This is a genomic window from Arthrobacter sp. SLBN-100, assembly GCF_006715305.1.
Classification (GTDB): Bacteria; Actinomycetota; Actinomycetes; order Actinomycetales; family Micrococcaceae; genus Arthrobacter.
Genome location: NZ_VFMY01000001.1, coordinates 600,986 through 619,746, shown reverse-complemented (window position 1 = coordinate 619,746; position 18,761 = coordinate 600,986). Strand labels below are relative to the sequence as shown.

Genomic DNA, 18,761 nt, shown 5'->3' with positions numbered 1-18,761 from the left:
GCGCTCCTGCCATCAGTGCTGCGGGGCAGGCTTCACGTCCGCGGATGCCTGCGGCGTCCGGCCAGCCGGGAGCCAGCCGCGACGGGCCGGTACTGCACCCGCCGATTATCCATCCGGGTGGCCCGCCGCTCCTGGCGCCGGGCCTTCCGCTCCGCCCGGTCGATACCGGACAGGATAGCGAAGGTGCCCACAACCCAGAGGAACGCCATCGTCAACACCAAGGCAATCTCCAACTCAATGCCCATGGCTTTATTTTAGGACTTCGGAGCCGTAAGCGAGAGCCCTGGACTGACCGATCTTTGCTCGCTCTACAACACGCCCAGCCCCCGCGCCGCAGCCAGAACATCCTGCACGGTGATTGCCAGCAGCGCCGGATCCGGCTGGTCGGCGAAGGTGTCCCCCCGCCGCAGCTCAGCGCGGGTGAGGACGGCGTGCGGGCCCGGGGGCGGACCCCAGATCTCAGGTGGAGCCGGACCAAAGAGCACCACCGATGGCGTTCCGTACGCAGAGGCCAGGTGCGCAGCTCCGGTATCCGCGGAGATCACAAGCCGCGCTGCTGCGATGGTGGCTGCGAACTCGGCCAGCCCCAACTGCCCCGCCAGCACCAGATCCTCTGCAAAGCCTGACCGTCGGCAAACATCCAGGGCACGTTCGCGTTCACCGCTGCCACCGGTGAAAACAACGTTGTGCCCGGCCGAGGCGAGCGTGGAGGCAACTGCCGCGAAGCGCTCGGCCGGCCAGAGCCGGCTGCCGTAGGCGGCGCCCACGTGCAAAACAGTGGCACCGGGAACGGGGCTCGGCACGTGGGGTGTGTTCAGACCGATATCCAGGGGGTCGGCCTCGATGCCATGCCATTCCAGGAGCCGGACCCAGCGTTCCCGTTCATGCAGTTCCGCGCGCCAGGGCGGCCCGTCCCGGTACTGGCTCCGGTGCCCTATGGTCTGCCTGGCCTGCAACGCCTCGATCCGGCCCTGGCTCTCCGGCCCGCTGCCGTGCAGGTTCACGGCCACGTCCACCACGCCGGGCTCCATGGCCAACGGCTCATCAAGCCCGTGGGTGGGGAAAAGCTCATAACCGCCCACCAGGCCCAGCGCGTCAGACAACCATCCCTGGGCCGCGTACCGCAGCCTGTGCTCGGGGAATGTCCGGCGGATGGCCTTCAGGGCCGGAACCGCGACGAGCAGGTCCCCAAGCTTTAAGGCCCGAAGCACCAGGAGCTCGGGTTTCCCGTCGTGCAGCCCGTCCACTTCCCGCACTGGCGCACTTTCCGTAGCGCTCATGCTTGCTGGCTGATCAGTTCGGTTGCCGCAAGGCTCCGGACGTCCTCGTGGACATCCCGCGCGGCAATGCCGGCCACCACTGAATCATCGTGGGGGCAGCGCGGGGCCGTCCAGCCCACCTGGGTGACATCTATGCCGCAGGTGGGGCAGGCAGTCACCCAGGAAGCGTGAATCCGGTGAAGGCTCCGGCCCAGTGCGCCGGCATTGATAACGTTCCCGGCCCAGAAGATGCCGACCGTGGGAATCCCCAGGGCCTGGGCGAGATGGCGCGGGCCGCTGTCATTTCCGACCACCACCGCCGCGGCTGCGATCAGTGCCACCAAGCCTGCCATGTCCAGTTCACCGGCCAACGAACGTACCTGGCCCGAGGCGGCCAGTTCGACGATCCGCCCGGCAAGCGCCTTCTCGCTCTCATCCCCTACAACCACCACCTGGAAGCCGTCCGCGGTGCAGGCCAGCGCAAGTTCAGCGAAGCGCTCAACCGGCCAACGACGACGTGGGTCCGTAGCGCCAGGATGCATCACCACCAAAGGCTGGCCGTCGTCGTCGGCCATTCGGGCAAAGGGGCGCAGTCCCTCCGCCGGCGCCAGCCGAGCCTCCAGATCAACCGGGAACGCACCCGCGAACCCGGCTACCTCCAGGGCCCTCAGAGGTTCATGCTGGTAATAGAGGTACGGCACCGTCCGCTCGAGGCTCGCTGCGTCAGGCGTGCGGGTGCCCACCGTATGCCGGGCACCCAGCCGGAGCAGGAAGGGATTGGAATACCGCCCGCCCCCATGAATCTGAACCGCCAGATCAAAACGGCGGGCCCGCATCTCCTCGAAGAACCGTTCCAGCTCATCCTGGCTTTCGGCCCCGGGCCGGACACCTTCGGAAAACGGCAGGACCTGAACCTCGTCCACGGGACTCTTCGTCGCAGCGATCAAAGCCTTGTGCGCCGGGGTGCCCAGGAGGGTAATGGAAGCCCCGGGATATGCCGCTTTCAATGCGGCAATGGCCGGAATGGCGAAAATCAGGTCGCCGAGGCCCCCGCCGCGCAGGACGACTATCCTTGATACTGAGCCGAACTTTTCCAGAACCGGACCAACGCCTGTACCGGCCCGCCCGGCGCCCCCGAACTCCGCAGTGAGCTGCTCCACATATACCCCTTCGAATAGTGCGTCAGACCACAGCGTTCGCCGCGGCCTCCCTGCCCGTACAGCCACAGTAGGGTGATGAACCTTGAGGCCGCTTCCTTAAACCTCTACCCAAACGGCAGTCAATATACTCCGGCTATTGGGGAATACCCGGATGATGCTGTACGTTTCATACGCGACAGACGAACCAAAGAAAAGAGAAGCACCTAAATTGGCAACCGATTATGATGAACTGCGTTCCGACGTCAAGGAATCGCAGGACAACTCCCTCGAGCAGCTCCAGTCAGCCAACGCTCCCGACGCGCGCAGCGTTGTCCTGGAGCTGGACGAAGCTGACGGCCTCGACGGCGCGGGCGTACCCGGCGGCGAGTTTGTCGCTGAGGAGCTCGTGGTGCAGGTCATTCCGCAGGCCGAGGACGAATTCACCTGCTACTCCTGCTTCCTGGTCCGCCACCGCTCGCAGATTGCGCGCCAGAAGGATGGCCACAGCTACTGCACGGAGTGCGAAGGCTAATCAGGAAGTCAGGCCGGGGCGCGCATACAGCCGCCCCCCAACTGAGCAAAGGCACGCCCGCCATCCGGTGGACGTGCCTTTCCGCTTTAAGCGAGCTTTTGGCGCACCAGCTGGCTGACTTCCTTGCCGTCGAAGCGCCCTGCAACCTTCGCCGTCACGGGCTTCATCACCTCACCCATCTGCCGCGGCGTCAGCTCGCGCCCCCCGGCACGGAGCCCGGCGACGACCTCGTCCACAATCGCCTCCACCTCCTGCAAGGACAGCGGCTTCGGCAGGTAAGACTCGATCACCTCCGCTTCAGCAATCTCCGCTGCCGCCCGGTCCGGCTGGCCGGCCTCCGCGTAGATGGCTGCCGTGTCGCGGCGCTTGGCGGCTTCCTTCTGCAGCAGGGACGTCACCTGCGCGTCATCGAGCTGCACGGGTGCCTTACCCGACTTCTCCCGGGTCTCAATCTCACCCAGGACGTTCCGGACCGTGGTGAGCGCCGTCTTGTTGCGCTCCTTCATATGGCTGACCACATCGGCCTGCAGCCGTTCTTTCAGTGACGACACGTTTTCCTCTGTTCCTTTGGTTCCTGTTAGCCCTTGTTCGCTGGGCGGCGCCTGAGTACTCCGGCCGCGTACAGCCATCCCTAGTACCGTAGGGGCTTATGCCCGAAAAAGACCACCTGTCGTCCCCGGACCGTACCTCGTGAGCCTTCCCACCGACCTCTGGACCGCGTTGCTTAACGCGTTCGCCCGTACAGCTATCCCGGCCATTACCACCACGGAGCTGCTGCTGGTGGTGTCCATAGCCATTGCGTTGTCCATCCCCCGCCGGTCCTGGAAGTACGTTGGCCTGCTCGCCACCGCCACTCACGAACTGGGACATGCCTTCGCCGCTGTAACGAGCGGGCAGCGGCTCTCCGGAATCCGGTTGAGGTTTGACCATTCCGGAGCTACCACCACCTACAGCCGGAGCAGGCTTGCCACTGCCTGGTCCTGCTTCTGGGGCTATCCCGTACCTGCTGTTGTTGGTGCAGCGTTTGTCTGGTGTGGCTTCAATGGATGGGGGCCGGCCGCACTTGCCGCCAGTACCGTTGCCCTGGCCGCCACGCTGGTGTTCCTCCGGAACGCCGCAGGTTTCCTCATCACCACTGGAGCGATCCTGGGCTGCATCGCGCTGATTCTCCTGGTTCCTGCCGGGTTCTTGGGCCATACCGCCGTCATTCTTGGCCTGGTACTCCTGGTGGGCGCGGTGCGGGACCTCATCAAGCTCACCCATGTCCATCTGCGCAGGAGGGACAGGCTGGCCACGTCCGATGCCTATTTGCTGTACCGGACAACGGCGGTCCCTTCCGGGATCTGGATCCTCCTGTTCAGTGTCCTTGTGGCGGGGTCCTGGCTGGTCGCCTGGCAACCTGTCTCGGCAATCCTGCCGTAGGGCGCATAGGGTGGTTTCATGAGCCAGGAAACTGAAAGCACCCAGCAGACGGACAGCGGCAAACCCACTGAACACAGCACGCGTGGCGCCTACGTAACAGGCGGAGCGGAGTTCAACCGCGACACCAACTACATCGAGGACCGGATTACCTCCGACGGCAGGCCGGGTCTCAACGGGGAGCCCGGTTGGCCGGCCGAGGCCGGACGTTACCGCCTCATTGCTGCAAGGGCCTGCCCCTGGGCCAATAGAACCGTGATTGTCCGCCGCCTCCTGGGGCTGGAGGACGCTATTTCCCTCGGCCAACCCGGCCCTACCCACGACGCCCGGTCCTGGACTTTTGACCTGGATCCCGGTGGAGTGGATCCGGTCCTGGGTATCGAACGCCTCCAGGAGGCCTATTTCAAGCGGTTCCCGGGCTACCCGCGGGGCATTACCGTTCCGGCGATTGTCGACGTGGCCACCGGCGAAGTGGTGACCAACAATTTCCCGCAGATCACGCTCGACTTTTCCACCGAATGGAGCCAGTTCCATCGGCCAGGCGCGCCCCGGCTTTACCCTGAGCATCTTCGGGAGGAGATCGACCAGGTCAACAAGCGGGTGTTTACCGAGGTTAACAACGGCGTCTACCGCTGCGGCTTTGCCGGTTCGCAGGAAGCGTATGACTCGGCCTACGAACGGCTCTGGACTGCCATGGACTGGCTGGAAGACCGCCTCTCCCGGCAGCGGTACCTGGTAGGCGACACCATCACGGAAGCCGACGTCCGGCTGTTCACCACCCTGGCCCGGTTCGACGCCGTCTACCACGGCCACTTCAAATGCAACCGCGAGAAACTGAGCGAGATGCCGGCCCTCTGGGGCTACGCCCGGGACCTGTTCCAGACCCCCGGGTTCGGTGACACCACCGACTTCGTGCAGATCAAACAGCACTACTACATCGTGCATGAGGACATCAATCCCACCGGCATCGTCCCTGCCGGCCCCGACCTGGGCGGGTGGCTGGAACCTCACGGGCGCGAGTCCTTGGGCGGCCGGCCCTTCGGGGAGGGAACCCCGCCGGGGCCGGTAAAGGCCGGTGAAGAAGTTGCGCCGGGCCACGGCGCGACTTCCTGAAGGGAAGCGTTTGCTCGCCTAGACTGGCCGCATGCAGACTTCTCAAGGCTTTGTAGCGCCCGGTTTCGAAAATGTACTGGAGCTGTTCGAATCGTTCCTGGCCGTGGACCCGCAGTACAGTGCACAGCTGTCCGTGTACCGGAACGGGGCGCAGGTGGTGGGGCTGGCCGGCGGGCCGGACATGGACGCGCAAACCATCACGGGCGCATACTCCTGCTCCAAGGGAGTGGCGGCCATGGTGATCGCACTACTGGTGCAGGACGGTCTGCTGGACCTCGACGCCCCCGTGGCCAAATATTGGCCGGAGTTTGCAGTCCAGGGCAAGGACCGGCTCCTGGTGCGGGAGGCGTTGTCCCACCAGGCCGGACTGATGGGAGTGGAGGGCGGGTTCGCCCTCGAAGAGTTCACTACTGCGCAGGCTGCTGCCCGGTTGGCGGCGGCGCGGCCCGCCTGGCATCCGGGCCGGCAGTTCGGCTATCACGCCCTGACCATCGGGATCATCATGGAGGAATTGTGCCGGCGCGCGGCCGGAGAATCGCTGCAAAGCATCTACGACCGGCGGATCCGGACGGCGCTGGGCATCGACTTCTTCCTTGGCCTGCCTGCGGAGCTGGAGCCCCGCTACCGAGACGTCCTGTACACCGCCGATCCCCAAGAGCCCTGGGTCGATCCCCTCAGCCTCGAGGGCCTGAACAGCAACGCCCCCGTCAGCACCGTTATGGAGCTGCCCAATCTCCGCAGCGTCCGGCGCGCAGGCATGTCGGCGGCCGGCGGGGTGGGGTCCGCGGAGGGACTGGCCCGGCTTTATGCAGCGGCCACCACGGGGACCGACGGTAAGGCAGCCTTCCTCAATCTGCAGACACAGGAGCTTATGTCCCAGGAGCAGGTGTGGGGCCTGGACCGTTCGTCCGGGCTCGACAACGCTTTCGCGGTGGTGTTTATGAAGCCGCATCCTTCCCGGAACTTCGGCAGCCACCGCGCCTTCGGCCACGAAGGCGCCAATGCCGCCCTCGGGTTTGCCGACCCCGCCTACGGCCTCGGTTTCGGTTACGTTCCCCGGCGTGCGGAGGACGGCCGGACGCCAGGAAAGGCGCACCGGCTGGCTGCTGCCGTGCGCCGTTCGGCAGCTGTCCTCTCCTGAACGGGCCGGCCCGGCGGGTTGCGTGCTTGACCTGCGCTTTTGTGGTTGCGGAGCAGGCCCCCTAGTGTAGTGCGGATGGGCAATTCTCGAGCACGTCCGGATATCCGATGGGCCAGGGGAACCCAACTCTTAAAGCAGGCAGTGGAGGAACTGTCCGCGGCGTTCGCTGCACAGCGCCTGCAGTTGGCGTCCAAAGCGGCACTGGCCGCGGGGGTGGCATTTTTCATCGCCCCGCTGATGCCCGGCAGCGCGTCACATTACGCCTACTACGCGCCCCTGGGGGCCCTGGTGGCGATGTACCACAACGTGGCCGGTTCCGTTCGGCAGGGCCTGGAAGCCCTCACCGGACTGGCCGTGGGCATCGGGCTCGCGGTGGTCCTGGTCAACATCGCGGACCCGTCACCATTGACGGTGGCGGTTTTTATGGGGATCGGGGTGCTGCTGGGCGGCCTGCCGGGCCTCGGTTCAGGCAGTGATTGGATTCCGACGGCGGCCCTGCTGGTCCTGCTGGTGGGCGGAAACAATGCCGGTGACTTTTCCTTCGGCTACCTGGTGCAGATGGCTGCCGGCGTCGCAGTAGGCATCGCCGTTAATTTCCTGGTCTTTCCCCCGCTCCACCTGAAAGCAGCAGCGGCAAGCCTTGATGACCTCCGCCTCGCCCTGGGCAGGCAGTTGACAGACATGGGTACCGCGCTGAAGGAAGAGTGGCCGCCCGAGCACGACGAATGGTCGCGCCGCTCGGACGAGCTGGCAACGGCCACGCGCTCGGTCCGGCACCTCGTCAAGGAGGCCGACGCCAGCCGGAGGGCCAACCCCCGGCGCCGGCTCCACCCCCGCGACATGGACCTGGACTACCGCAACCTCCGGCAACTTGAACGGGTCACGTTCCACGTCCAGGACATGACGGACGTGCTCTCGGACGTGATCTGGGAAAGCGACGTGCCCTACACCGTTCCGCTGCAGGACAACGTTCCCCTCGCCGACGCCATCACGGCAACCGGTGAACTGCTGCGCTCCTTCAGTAACGACGATCCGCAACAGCAGGCGGAGCGCTTCAAGGCCGCCGAGACGGCGGTGGACTCCTGCATGGCGTCCACCGCGGGACGGGAGCTGGACCGACGGGAGCTGGACCAGGGTGTCCTCCCCGCATCCGAATCGATCCTTCTCAGCCTGCACCGGATCCTGCGTTCCGTCCGTCCGGGAACTGAGGCCGCGCCGTCGTAAAACGGAGGCCTAGAGCACGGCAACGGAGCCGCTGAAATGCCGGCGGCCCGAACGGGGGCTCCACGCTGCGAAGTCGGAACGCTCCCACGCCCCGAAAGTCCCCTGGGCGCTGCTGATATCCAGGGCAACCCCGCAGGGCAGGAACACCGGCGCCTCAAAATCGACATCCCAGGTGAAAGAATCGCCGCGGACAGCACCGACATCGGCGAGCGCCCGGGAGGCCAGGTACATTCCGTGGGCGATTGAGCGCCGCATGCCCAATGCCTTCGCTGAAAGCACACTGAGGTGGATGGGGTTGAAGTCGCCGGACACCGCTGCGTACGCCCTGCCGGTATCAACCCCAAGCTGCCACAGTGCCGTGGGATTGGGGGCCTTGAAGTCGGCACGCACGGGCGCGGGCGAGGGTTTGTCGATTCCCGGCAGGAAGACCCCCTTCGCGAGATAGGTGGAGACACCACGCCAGCAGGTGTCCGCTGACCCGGTCCGGCGCACTTCGCTGACCACGTCCACTTGGGTACCCCCACGGTGTCCGCGCAGGTTTTCCACGTGGGCCGTAATGTCCAGGGCGTCCGTGAAAAGCACCGGAGACCGATGTTCCACGCTGTTTCGGAGGTGGATCATGCCGAGCAGGGGAAGTGGAAAGTCGTCCCTGTTCATCACGCTCATGGCCAGGGGAAACGAGAGGGCGTGGATGAAACCGGCCGGCAGGACGTCACTGGCGGTTTCACCGATGAGGTGCTGGTAGGCCGTCAGGTTCCCGACGTCCACGCTCACCCCGCGGACCTCGTGGCTCTCAGCCGGCAGGGCGGAACCATCATGGGTACCCAGCAGCCGCCTGCGTGCCGCCTGGGCTGCCGCATTGATGTACAGCTTGGAAAGCGACGGCATCTCCCCCAGGATGACCGGCTGCGCTGGGATCATGCCCCCACCAGGTTCTGTCCGCAGACCCGCAGCACCTCGCCGTTGATACCGCCGGCGGCGTCACTGGCCAGGAAAGCGATGGTTTCCGCGACGTCGGTTGGCTGCCCGCCCTGCTGCAGCGAGTTCAGGCGGCGGCCCACCTCCCGCAGGGCAAAGGGTATCCGGGCCGTCATCTCGGTTTCGATGAAGCCCGGTGCCACGGCATTGACGGATCCCCCAAGGGCAGCGATCAACGGCGCGGTGGCCCGGACCATTCCCATCACGCCTCCCTTGGAAGCCGCATAGTTTGTCTGGCCGCGGTTGCCCGCAATGCCGCTGGTGGAAGCGACGGAGACTATCCGGGGAGACGAGCGGAAGTGTTCCGACGCGAGCAGGGCTTCGTTGATCCGGAGCTGCGCGGCAATGTTGATATCGATGACCGAACTCCAGCGGGACTGGTCCATGTTGGCCAGGAGTTTGTCCCTGGTAATTCCGGCGTTGTGGACCATGATGTCGAGGTGCCCGTGCCGCTGCGCGGTGTGCTCGAGGATCCGTTGTCCGGCGTCCTCCCTGCTGATGTCCAGCTGGAGGGCAGTGCCTTTGACCTCGTTGGCGACCTCGGCCAGGTGGTCCCCGGCCGCGGGGATATCCACCAGCACCAGTGCGGCGCCGTCGCGGTGCAGGGTCCTGGCGATGGCAGCACCGATACCCCGCGCTGCTCCGGTGACGACGGCAACCCTTCCCGCCAGGGGTTGCCCGACGTCCTGGGGAAGTTCGCCTGCCGTCGTCGATACCGTCACGAACTGGCCGTCCACAAAGGCGGACCGGCCGGAGAGGAAGAACCGGACCGCCCCCAGCGTGCTGGGGCTTGTTGCCCCCACCCCCGGTGCCAGGAGCACACCGTTGCCGGTGGCGCCGGCGCGCAGTTCCTTGGCCAGGGAGCGCAGGAACCCGTCCACCCCCTGCCGGGCGGCAGCCTGGGCCGGTGAGGAAGCGTCGGAGGCCGGCTTGGAAAGGGTGATGATCCGGCCTCCGGGGCCGAGGTCCCGAAGGGAAGCCGCGGCGGCAAGGATGGGCTTCGCCAGGTCTTCGGGGCGTGCCACTTCGTCCAGTACCAGGATTATAGCGCCGAGCTTCTCCCGCGGAACGGCATGTCTCCTGACATCGAGGCCCCAGGACAGCAGCTCGGCTGCCAGGCTGTCGGCGCCGGCCGTGTCTCCCTGGACCACAAGGGGCCCGCTGATCGGCGGCTGGCCCGGCTGGTACCGGCGCAGGACCGCCGGCTGGGGCAGCCCAAGCTTCCTGGCGACATTCCTGCCCAGGCCGTGGTTGACGAGTTGTGCATACTTGTCAGTCATCAGGGCCCCCTACACTGATTCCAGAATCGCGGCGACGCCCAGGCCGCCGGCTGCGCAGACCGAGACCAGGCCCCTTGCGGGACGGCCCTCCGTACTGGCCTTGGCGTGCAGCGTCTTGGCAAGCGACGCGACGATCCGGCCACCTGTTGCAGCGAAGGGATGGCCGGCAGCGAGGGAGGACCCGTTAACGTTCAGCCTGGACCGGTCAATGGTTCCGAAAGCGCCTTCCAGGCCCAGCCTTGTCCGCCCGAAGTCTTCGTCCTCCCATGCGGCCAGCATGCTCAGGACCGTGGACGCGAAGGCTTCATGGATCTCGAAGAAGTCAATGTCCGCCAGGGTGAGCCCCTGCCGGGCGAGCAGCCTGGGGACGGCGAAGACCGGTGCCATCAGCAAGCCGTCCTTCCCGTGCACAAAGTCCACAGCGGCAGCTTCAGCGTCCACCACGGCAGCCAGTTTGGGCAGGTCCCGGGCGTCGGCCCACTCGTCCGAGGCCAGCAGGACAGTGGAGGCTCCGTCGGTCAGCGGAGTGGAGTTGCCCGCCGTCATGGTCGCATCCGCCCCGAGGTTCTTCCCGAAGACAGGCTTCAGCCCTGCGAGCTTGTCCAGTGATGTGTCGGCACGCAGGTTCCCGTCACGGGTCAGGCCCCGGTAAGGAGTGAGGAGGTCATCGAAGAACCCGGTGTCGTAGGCCGCTGCGAGGTTCCGGTGGCTGTTGCGTGCCAGTTCATCCTGCGCCTCCCGGGGGACCTTCCACTGCGAGGTGGTGAGCGCCTGGTGCTCCCCCATGGAAAGGCCTGTCCGGGGCTCGGACGTTCCGGGGGCCAACGGGGCAAGGTCTTTAGGCCGCAGGCGGCTGAGGATCTGCAGGCGCTGGGGAAGGCTCCGGGCCCGGTTGAGGTCGAGGATGACTTCGCGAAGCCCTTCGCTGACCACCACGGGTGCGTCCGATGCGGAGTCAACACCGCCTGCGATTCCCGAGTCGATCTGGCCCAGCTTGATCTTGTTGGACAGGCCCACGACGGTCTCAAGTCCGGTGGCGCAGGCCTGCTGGAGGTCATAAGCGGGTGTCTCGGGTGACAAGGCCGAGCCCAGGACTGCTTCCCGGGTGAGGTTGAAGTCCCGGGAGTGCTTCAGTACGGCGCCCCCGGCCACTTCCCCAATCCGCTCGTCCTGCAGGCCAAAGCGCGCTATCAGCCCATCCAGCGCCGCCGTCAGCATGTCCTGGTTTGAGGACTTGGCATACGCCCCGCCGGCCCGGGCGAACGGAATCCTGTTGCCGCCGACGATGATTGCCCTGCGGAGCCCCGGGTCGGAGGCTGCGGCAGGAGTGGCAGGTTCGGGTCCGGTAGTGGTCTGTCCGTCAATGGACATGGATATCTCCTCGGGTCACGTGCGGTTACCGATACCCAGCGTACCTGATACGCTGGGTATCGTGAACATCCAGCAAACCGGCTCCTCACCTGCGCCCGCTGCTGCCGGCGCTGACGGCCGCTCTTCACGTTGGCAGAGCCACCGGGAGGAACGCCGCCGGGAGCTGATCAAGGCAGCCCGCCGGGCCGTGCACGCACTGGGCAGTGACGCGTCGATGGAGGACATTGCGGCTGCCGCCGGTACGTCAAAGTCCGTGTTCTACCGTTATTTCGGGGATAAGGCAGGACTCCAGCAAGCAGTGGGTGAGGTTGTCCTCGGCCAGATGCAGCGCCGGATCCGGGAGGCCGCCCAGAGTGCGGACACTCCCCGTGAAGGGCTCCTGGCCATGGTCACCGCCTACCTGCAGATGGCCAGCACCAGTCCCAACGTCTACACCTTTGTCACCCGCCACACCGCCGACATGGACAGTACCCAGGACCCGGGAGCAGGGTCCGCCGCCCTGGGCCACTTCTTTGACGCCGTCGCCGAAATGATCGCCACGCCCATGCGCTCCCACCTGGGCGACGGCAAGGAAGCGGTTATCGGCTACTGGCCCAAAGCGGCCATCGGCATGGTCCGGAACGCGGGCGAGCAATGGCTCAGCACCCCCGCCTCCCCTGCCAAGCCCGGGCAGGAAGCGATGGCGCGGCAGATCACCGACTGGCTCTGCATCGGCGTCGCCCCCGAGCTGTCCCCGTCCACCCGGACATAACAATCCATTGCCGACCCCTCGCCATTGCCCCCAGCGGCTCCTACGAGCCGCAGAACCATACCCGCCTGTCAGCACCAACGAAGGACTATGACATGACTGAACTAGTGGATCGCCCCGCAAGAAGAAGGCAGCGCCCCGCCACAACGGCAGCTGCCTCCGGAGCAGCTGCAGCACATCCCGCCGTCGACGTCGACGCGCTGGGTGAACAGCTCCTGGGCAAGTGGGCAGCAGCCCGGCGCCAGGCCCGGGCCCTTGCAGCACGCCCCGAGCTGCATAAGGTCGAGGGGCTCACTCATACCGAGCACCGCGCCAGGGTGTCCGGGCAGCTGAAGTACCTGGTGGAGAACGAAGCGGTCCACCGCGCCTTCCCGGAGTCGCTGGGTGGTTCCGATGACCATGGCGGAAACATCGCTGGTTTTGAGGAACTGGTAGTGGCGGATCCTTCTCTGCAGATCAAGGCAGGTGTGCAGTGGGGGCTCTTCGGTTCCGCCGTGATGCATCTCGGCACTGCTGAGCACCATGCGAAGTGGCTCCCCGGCATCATGAGCCTTGAAATCCCCGGCTGCTTTGCGATGACCGAGACCGGACACGGTTCCGACGTGGCCAGCATCGCCACGACCGCTACTTACGATCCCGCCGCCGGCGAATTCGTGGTGCACACGCCGTTCCGCGCAGCGTGGAAAGACTACATCGGCAACGCCGCCATCGACGGCCTGGGCGCCGTAGTGTTCGCCCAGCTGGTGACCCGGGACGTCAACCATGGGGTCCATGCGTTCTATGTGGACCTCCGGGACCCGGTCACAGGGGAGTTCCTGCCCGGCATCGGCGGCGAGGACGACGGCATCAAAGGCGGGCTCAACGGGATAGATAACGGCCGGCTGCACTTCACCAACGTGCGAATCCCGCGGACCAACCTGCTGAACCGCTACGGCAACGTCGACGCGGCCGGGACCTACAGCTCCCCTATCGCCAGCCCCGGCCGGCGCTTCTTCACCATGCTGGGAACCCTGGTGCAGGGCCGCGTGTCCCTCGATGGTGCTGCCGTGGCAGCCTCCAAGGTCGCCCTGAAGGCGGGCATCCAGTACGCCACCGAGCGCCGTCAGTTCAATGCCTCCTCCCATACGGAAGAGGAGGTGCTGCTCGACTACCAGCGCCACCAGAAACGCCTGTTCACCAGGCTGGCCACCACCTACGCGGCGGGTTTTGCCCACGAGCAGCTTCTGCAGAAGTTCGACGACGTCTTCTCCGGCGCCCACGACACCGACGTAGACCGCCAGGACCTGGAAACCCTCGCTGCCGCGCTGAAGCCGCTCAGCACCTGGCATGCCCTGGACACCCTGCAGGAATGCCGGGAGGCCTGCGGCGGCGCCGGCTTCCTGATCGAGAACCGCTTCGCCTCGTTGAGGGCGGACCTGGACGTGTACGCCACCTTCGAAGGCGACAACACCGTGCTGCTGCAGCTCGTGGCCAAACGGCTCCTGGCGGACTACGCCAAGGAATTCCGCACCGTGGACTTCGGCGTGCTGGCCCGTTACGTGGTGGGCCAGGCCACCGGGGCGGCCATCCACCGCACCGGCCTGCGCCAAGTGGCCCAGTTCGTCGCTGACACCGGTTCAGTGCAGAAGGCCGCGATCGCCCTCCGTGACGAGGAAGGCCAGCGCGCGCTGCTCACCGACCGGGTGCAGACCATGGTGGCTGAGGCCGCAACAGCGCTCAAGGGCACGGGGCGGTTGTCGCAGGAACAGGGCGCAGCCCTGTTCAACGGGCACCAGAACGAACTGATCGAGGCAGCCCAGGCGCACGCCGAGCTGCTTCAGTGGGAGGCTTTCACGGACGCGCTGGGCGATGTTACGGACCCTGGCACCAAAACCGTGCTGACCTGGTTGCGGGACCTGTTCGGCCTGTCCCTGATCGAAACGAACCTGTCCTGGTACCTCATGAACGGCCGCCTCTCAATGCAGCGGGGCCGGACGGTGGGCGAGTACATCAACAGGCTGCTGGTGAAAATCCGCCCGCATGCCCTGGACCTCGTGGACGCCTTCGGATACGGAGAAGACCACGTGCGGGCAGCCATCGCCACCGGCGCCGAGAAGGAACGGCAGGACGAGGCGCGCGCCTACTTCCGTAGCCAGCGGGCGAGCGGCAAGGCATCTGTGGAGGAGAAGCTCCTGCTGGCGCGGAGCGCCGGGAACCGCGGTTAAGCGTCCCCCCAACGGCAATAAACGACGACGGCGCCGCCCACCTTGCGGGGTGGGCGGCGCCGTCGTCGTGGGTTGCCTGGAAACGCTAGCTCTGGGCCGGCAGCACAGAGCGGTACACGTCGAGTGTGGTTTCCGTGATGGATTCCCAGGAGAAGTGCTTTTCGGCGCGCTCCCGGCCGGCCTGTCCCATGGCGCGGGCGCGCTCGGGATCCGAGACCACCTCGGTGAGGGCGGCAGCGAACTCGGTGACGAACTTTTCCGGGTCGAGGGGTGTGCCGGTGCCGTCGGTGACCTGCTCCAGTTCCACGAGCAGGCCGGTCTGGCCGTGCTCCACCACCTCGGGGATGCCGCCGGTGGCGCTGGCCACCACAGCGGCCCCACAGGCCATGGCTTCCAGGTTCACGATGCCCAGCGGTTCGTAGATGGACGGGCAGGCAAACGCGGTGGCGTGGCTAAGCACCTGGATCAGTTCATGGCGGGGCAGCATGCGCTCGATGAGCACCACGCCGGAGCGCTCGCGCTGCAGGTCCTCGATCAGGCGGGCCGTCTCGGCGGCAAGCTCCGGGGTATCGGCAGCGCCCAGGCACAGGACCAGTTGGACGTCGGCGGGGAGCTTTGCCGCCGCGCGCAGGAGGTAAGGGACGCCCTTCTGGCGGGTGTTCCGGCCCACAAACACCACGCTCGGCTTGTCCGGGTCGATGCCCAGGGCGCGGATGGCGTCGTCGTTCTCGTCGCGTTGCCACAGCTCGACGTCGATGCCGTTGTGGACCACGCGGACCTTGGCCGGATCAACGTTCGGGTAGCTCCGCAGGATGTCCTGCCGCATGCCCTCAGAGACGGCGATGATGGCGGCGGCTGCCTCGTAGGCGGTCTTTTCCACCCAGGAGGACAGGGCGTATCCGCCACCGAGCTGCTCCGCCTTCCAGGGGCGCAGCGGCTCAAGGCTGTGGGCACTGAGCACGTGTGGAATGCCGTGCAGCAGGGAAGCGAGATGCCCTGCCATGTTGGCGTACCAGGTGTGCGAATGGACCAGGTCCGCGCCCTCGATGTCCGGGACGATGCGCAGGTCCACCCCCAGCGTCTGCACCGCGGCGTTGGCCGAGCCCAGGTCCTCCGGCACCGAGTACGACGCCACCGCCGCACCATGATAGTCGGCGTCGCGCGGAGCCCCAAATGCACGAACGCGCAGGTCAACGTGCTTGCTCAGCACCCTGCTCAATTCGGCTACGTGGACTCCGGCGCCTCCATAGATCTCCGGCGGAAACTCTTTAGTCACAATGTCTATTCGCACATGACCCAAGGTAGTCCTTCGCGGATAACTGTTCTAGTGTGAAGAAGTCCGGGCATGCCGGACTGTCTTGGGGAGTTACGAAGGCGTACAGGAGCGACCATTATGCCGTTGAACAAAAAAGTCCTGGCCATTGTCCTCGCGGGTGGCGAGGGAAACAGGCTGATGCCACTGACGGCAGACCGCGCGAAACCGGCGGTGCCCTTCGCCGGAAGTTACCGCCTGATCGATTTCGCCCTTTCCAACCTGGTGAATTCCCGCTACCTGCAGATCGTTGTGCTCACCCAGTACAAGTCGCACAGCCTTGACCGGCACATCTCCGAGACCTGGCGCATGTCCACCCAGCTGGGTAATTACGTGGCTTCAGTGCCGGCCCAGCAGCGCGTGGGCAAGAGCTGGTTCCTGGGCAGTGCCAACGCCATCTACCAGTCCCTGAACCTCATCCACGACGCCAACCCGGACATTGTTGTGGTGGTCGGCGCCGACCACGTCTACCGCATGGACTTTGCCCAGATGGTGGCGCAGCACGTCCACAGCGGCGCCAAGGCAACCGTGGCCGCCGTACGCCAGCCCCTTAGCATGGCCAACCAGTTCGGCGTCATCGAAGTGGACCAGAACGATCCCCAGAAGATTGCGGCGTTCGTCGAAAAGCCCGCGAGCACCCCCGGCCTGGCAGCCGATCCCACCCAATTCCTTGCCTCCATGGGCAACTACGTCTTCGACGCCGACGCACTCGTCGCGGCGCTGCACGTGGACGCTGAACGGCTGGACACCAAGCACGACATGGGCGGGGACATCATCCCCTACTTCGTGAACCAGGGCGAGGCCGGCGTCTACGACTTCACGCTGAACGACATCCCCGGCTCCACCGAGCGTGACCGCACCTACTGGCGCGACGTTGGCACCATCGACTCCTTCTACGACGCCCACATCGACCTCATCTCCCCGCTGCCGGTCTTCAACCTCTACAACTCCGAGTGGCCCATCTACACCCGTCAGAGCATCTCGCCGCCGGCTAAATTTGTCCGCGGCCAGAACGACACCGTGGGAACGGCCCTTGACTCGATCGTTTCCAGTGGCGTGGTGATTTCCGGCGGCGTCGTGGAAGGTTCGGTCCTTTCCAACGATGTCTTCGTGGGAACCAGCAGTCGGGTCATCGACTCGGTCCTGATGGACAAGGTCCACGTCGGTGCAGGTGCAGTGATCAACCGCGCCATCATCGACAAGAACGTCAAGGTACCGGCGGGCGCTGCCATCGGGCTGGACCCGGAGCTGGACCGTGCCCGCGGTTTCAAGGTCACAGAATCGGGAATCACCGTGCTCTCCAAGGGCCAGGAAGTCCCTGAGCCGGGCGAGGCCGAGCGCCAGCTCGCGGCGGACAACCTGCACCTCGTGCCGAATGCCGTCAAGGCCGCCGTTGAGAAGTACCCGAGTGTGCGCGAATCGGTGGACAAAGTGGCCGAAAGGCACGCCGCGGCCGCCGCGGACGCTGCGGACGCTGCACCTGCCGCACGCATTTCCTGAACGTTCCTCCCCGGAACTTCCCCGCGGCCCCTGTGATGGTGGGTCCGCGGGGTGTCCCAGGCTGTAAAATCAGTACAATGAGCTCCCCCGATCTGACGCCTGAGGAAATCCAGGCATGCCTCAAGGTCCTCAACACGATCCACGCCTATGACGAGGAGCACCCGGACTACATCTCGGTGCGCCGCGCCACCGGCAAGATGTTCAAGGCCGTCAAGAGGCACCGCCGGGTCAGCAAACGGGACCTGATTTCCGAGGCTGACCGGGCAGTCATCGCCCAGACCGCAACCGCAGCCCCTGACCGGATCGACGACGAAACCCGCGGCAACAAGCTGGCCACCTCCGCCACCGGCAAGGTTGCCGGGCACCTGATCCGCTCGCGCCCGTGCTACATCTGCAAGCAGCACTACACCCAGGTTGACGCCTTCTATCACCAGCTGTGCCCGGAGTGCGCCGCGTTCAGCCACAGCAAGCGGGACGCCCGGACCGACCTGACCGGCCGCCGTGCGTTGCTCACCGGCGGGCGTGCGAAGATCGGGATGTACATCGCGCTCCGGCTGCTCCGCGACGGCGCCCACACCACCATCACCACCCGGTTCCCCAAGGACGCCGCGCGCCGGTTTGCCGCCATGGAAGACAGCGGCGAGTGGCTGCACCGGCTCCGCATTGTTGGTATCGACCTGCGCGACCCCGCGCAGGTCATGGCCCTGACCGACTCACTCAACGAGGCCGGGCCGCTGGACATCATCATCAACAACGCGGCCCAGACCGTGCGCCGGTCAGGCAACGCCTACAAGCCCCTGGTGGACGCCGAGGATGAGCCGCTGCCGGCTGCCCTCGAACACGCCCACGGCGGCCCCGAACTGGTGACCTTCGGCCACGCGCACGACAAGCACCCCCTGGCCCTGGCCAGCAGCGTCACTGAGCATCCGGTCCTCGCTGGAGATGCCATCACATCGTTGGCTCTTTCCACCGGTTCGGCTTCGCTGGAGCGGATCGCCTCCGGGACGGCGATCGACGCCGGCGGGCTGGTTCCGGACCTGGCCACCATCAACAGCTGGACCCAGGTGGTGGACGAGGTGGATCCGCTGGAGATGCTCGAGGTCCAGCTCTGCAACGTCACTGCTCCGTTCCTCCTGGTCAGCAGGCTGCGGCCCGCCATGAAACTGTCCGCCGCACGGCGGAAGTACATCGTGAACGTCTCGGCCATGGAAGGCCAGTTCTCGCGCGCGTACAAGGGCCCTGGCCACCCCCACACAAACATGGCCAAAGCTGCGCTGAACATGATGACCCGGACCAGCGCCCAGGAGATGCTGGACACGGACGGGATCCTGATGACGGCGGTGGATACCGGCTGGATCACGGACGAACGCCCCCACTTCACCAAGGTCCGGCTTATGGAGGAGGGCTTCCATGCGCCCCTGGACCTCGTGGACGGTGCGGCACGCGTCTACGATCCAATCGTGATGGGCGAGAACGGCGAAGACCAGTACGGGGTGTTCCTGAAGGACTACAAGCCCAGCCCCTGGTAGGCGTATGCTCAG

17 protein-coding genes are annotated in these 18,761 nt (G+C 65.9%); 9 read left to right on the top strand and 8 right to left on the bottom strand.

The annotated features are described in order from the left end of the window. Positions 1-32: 32 nt before the first annotated feature. From FBY31_RS02745 to FBY31_RS02735, 3 genes are all read right to left on the bottom strand, one after another. Positions 33-245, bottom strand: a complete 213-nt coding sequence (locus tag FBY31_RS02745) for a hypothetical protein (RefSeq protein ID WP_142036600.1) — start codon at positions 243-245, stop codon at positions 33-35. Positions 246-308: 63 nt separating this feature from the next. Continuing rightward, complete coding sequence (locus tag FBY31_RS02740) at positions 309-1,280, bottom strand: glycosyltransferase family 9 protein (protein WP_142036597.1); 972 nt, start codon at positions 1,278-1,280, stop codon at positions 309-311. After that, complete coding sequence (locus FBY31_RS02735) at positions 1,277-2,419, bottom strand: glycosyltransferase family 9 protein (protein WP_142036594.1); 1,143 nt, start codon at positions 2,417-2,419, stop codon at positions 1,277-1,279. The genes FBY31_RS02740 and FBY31_RS02735 overlap by 4 nt, the downstream gene beginning before the upstream one ends. 208 nt (positions 2,420-2,627) lie before the next feature. On the opposite strand from FBY31_RS02735, the gene FBY31_RS02730 reads away from it, so the two are divergent. Continuing rightward, positions 2,628-2,930, top strand: a complete 303-nt coding sequence (locus FBY31_RS02730; RefSeq protein WP_066275770.1) for a DUF4193 domain-containing protein — start codon at positions 2,628-2,630, stop codon at positions 2,928-2,930. An 86-nt stretch (positions 2,931-3,016) separates the two neighbouring features. Here FBY31_RS02730 and FBY31_RS02725 read toward each other — a convergent pair whose 3' ends face one another. Continuing rightward, positions 3,017-3,481 carry a GatB/YqeY domain-containing protein gene (locus FBY31_RS02725; protein ID WP_142036590.1) on the bottom strand — a complete coding sequence of 155 codons (465 nt, stop codon included), beginning with the start codon at positions 3,479-3,481 and terminating at the stop codon, positions 3,017-3,019. A 139-nt stretch (positions 3,482-3,620) separates the two neighbouring features. On the opposite strand from FBY31_RS02725, the gene FBY31_RS02720 reads away from it, so the two are divergent. The 4 genes from FBY31_RS02720 to FBY31_RS02705 all read left to right on the top strand — a co-directional run bounded on the left by FBY31_RS02720 (position 3,621) and on the right by FBY31_RS02705 (position 7,827). Then, entirely contained in the window at positions 3,621-4,352 is a 732-nt protein-coding gene (locus FBY31_RS02720) for a M50 family metallopeptidase (RefSeq protein WP_142036587.1), read from the top strand. A gap of 18 nt (positions 4,353-4,370) precedes the next feature. Next, positions 4,371-5,462 carry a glutathione S-transferase family protein gene (locus FBY31_RS02715; RefSeq protein WP_142036584.1) on the top strand — a complete coding sequence of 364 codons (1,092 nt, stop codon included), beginning with the start codon at positions 4,371-4,373 and terminating at the stop codon, positions 5,460-5,462. Between the two features lie 31 nt (positions 5,463-5,493). Further along, positions 5,494-6,603, top strand: coding sequence for a serine hydrolase domain-containing protein (locus FBY31_RS02710; protein ID WP_142036582.1), 1,110 nt, complete (start codon positions 5,494-5,496; stop codon positions 6,601-6,603). Positions 6,604-6,678: 75 nt separating this feature from the next. After that, positions 6,679-7,827 (top strand): FUSC family protein, encoded by a 1,149-nt coding sequence (locus tag FBY31_RS02705; protein ID WP_442858158.1) that lies wholly within the window; start codon positions 6,679-6,681, stop codon positions 7,825-7,827. 9 nt (positions 7,828-7,836) lie between these two features. Here FBY31_RS02705 and FBY31_RS02700 read toward each other — a convergent pair whose 3' ends face one another. Genes FBY31_RS02700 through FBY31_RS02690 form a run of 3 tightly spaced genes read right to left on the bottom strand, consistent with a single transcriptional unit; the run spans position 7,837 to position 11,456 of the window. Continuing rightward, positions 7,837-8,748 (bottom strand): MaoC family dehydratase, encoded by a 912-nt coding sequence (locus FBY31_RS02700; RefSeq protein ID WP_142036579.1) that lies wholly within the window; start codon positions 8,746-8,748, stop codon positions 7,837-7,839. Next, on the bottom strand, positions 8,745-10,085 hold the full coding sequence (locus FBY31_RS02695; RefSeq protein ID WP_142036577.1) for a 3-oxoacyl-ACP reductase: 1,341 nt from the start codon (positions 10,083-10,085) through the stop codon (positions 8,745-8,747). The genes FBY31_RS02700 and FBY31_RS02695 overlap by 4 nt, the downstream gene beginning before the upstream one ends. 9 nt (positions 10,086-10,094) lie before the next feature. Further along, on the bottom strand, positions 10,095-11,456 hold the full coding sequence (locus tag FBY31_RS02690) for an acetyl-CoA C-acetyltransferase (protein WP_142036574.1): 1,362 nt from the start codon (positions 11,454-11,456) through the stop codon (positions 10,095-10,097). On the opposite strand from FBY31_RS02690, the gene FBY31_RS02685 reads away from it, so the two are divergent. Together FBY31_RS02685 and FBY31_RS02680 are read left to right on the top strand one after the other, a co-directional pair. Continuing rightward, complete coding sequence (locus tag FBY31_RS02685; RefSeq protein WP_142036571.1) at positions 11,455-12,207, top strand: TetR/AcrR family transcriptional regulator; 753 nt, start codon at positions 11,455-11,457, stop codon at positions 12,205-12,207. The genes FBY31_RS02690 and FBY31_RS02685 overlap by 2 nt on opposite strands. Positions 12,208-12,299: 92 nt before the next feature. Then, positions 12,300-14,408 carry an acyl-CoA dehydrogenase family protein gene (locus tag FBY31_RS02680; protein WP_142036568.1) on the top strand — a complete coding sequence of 703 codons (2,109 nt, stop codon included), beginning with the start codon at positions 12,300-12,302 and terminating at the stop codon, positions 14,406-14,408. Positions 14,409-14,493: 85 nt separating this feature from the next. On the opposite strand, the gene glgA is transcribed toward FBY31_RS02680, so the two are convergent. Continuing rightward, entirely contained in the window at positions 14,494-15,699 is a 1,206-nt protein-coding gene (glgA, locus tag FBY31_RS02675; protein WP_142036565.1) for a glycogen synthase, read from the bottom strand. Between the two features lie 102 nt (positions 15,700-15,801). Between glgA and glgC the strand changes: the two genes are divergently transcribed. Together glgC and FBY31_RS02665 are read left to right on the top strand one after the other, a co-directional pair. Then, positions 15,802-17,220, top strand: coding sequence for a glucose-1-phosphate adenylyltransferase (glgC, locus tag FBY31_RS02670; protein WP_142036562.1), 1,419 nt, complete (start codon positions 15,802-15,804; stop codon positions 17,218-17,220). Positions 17,221-17,297: 77 nt separating this feature from the next. Then, positions 17,298-18,749 (top strand): SDR family NAD(P)-dependent oxidoreductase, encoded by a 1,452-nt coding sequence (locus tag FBY31_RS02665; RefSeq protein WP_142036559.1) that lies wholly within the window; start codon positions 17,298-17,300, stop codon positions 18,747-18,749. The last annotated feature ends 12 nt before the right edge of the window (positions 18,750-18,761 follow it).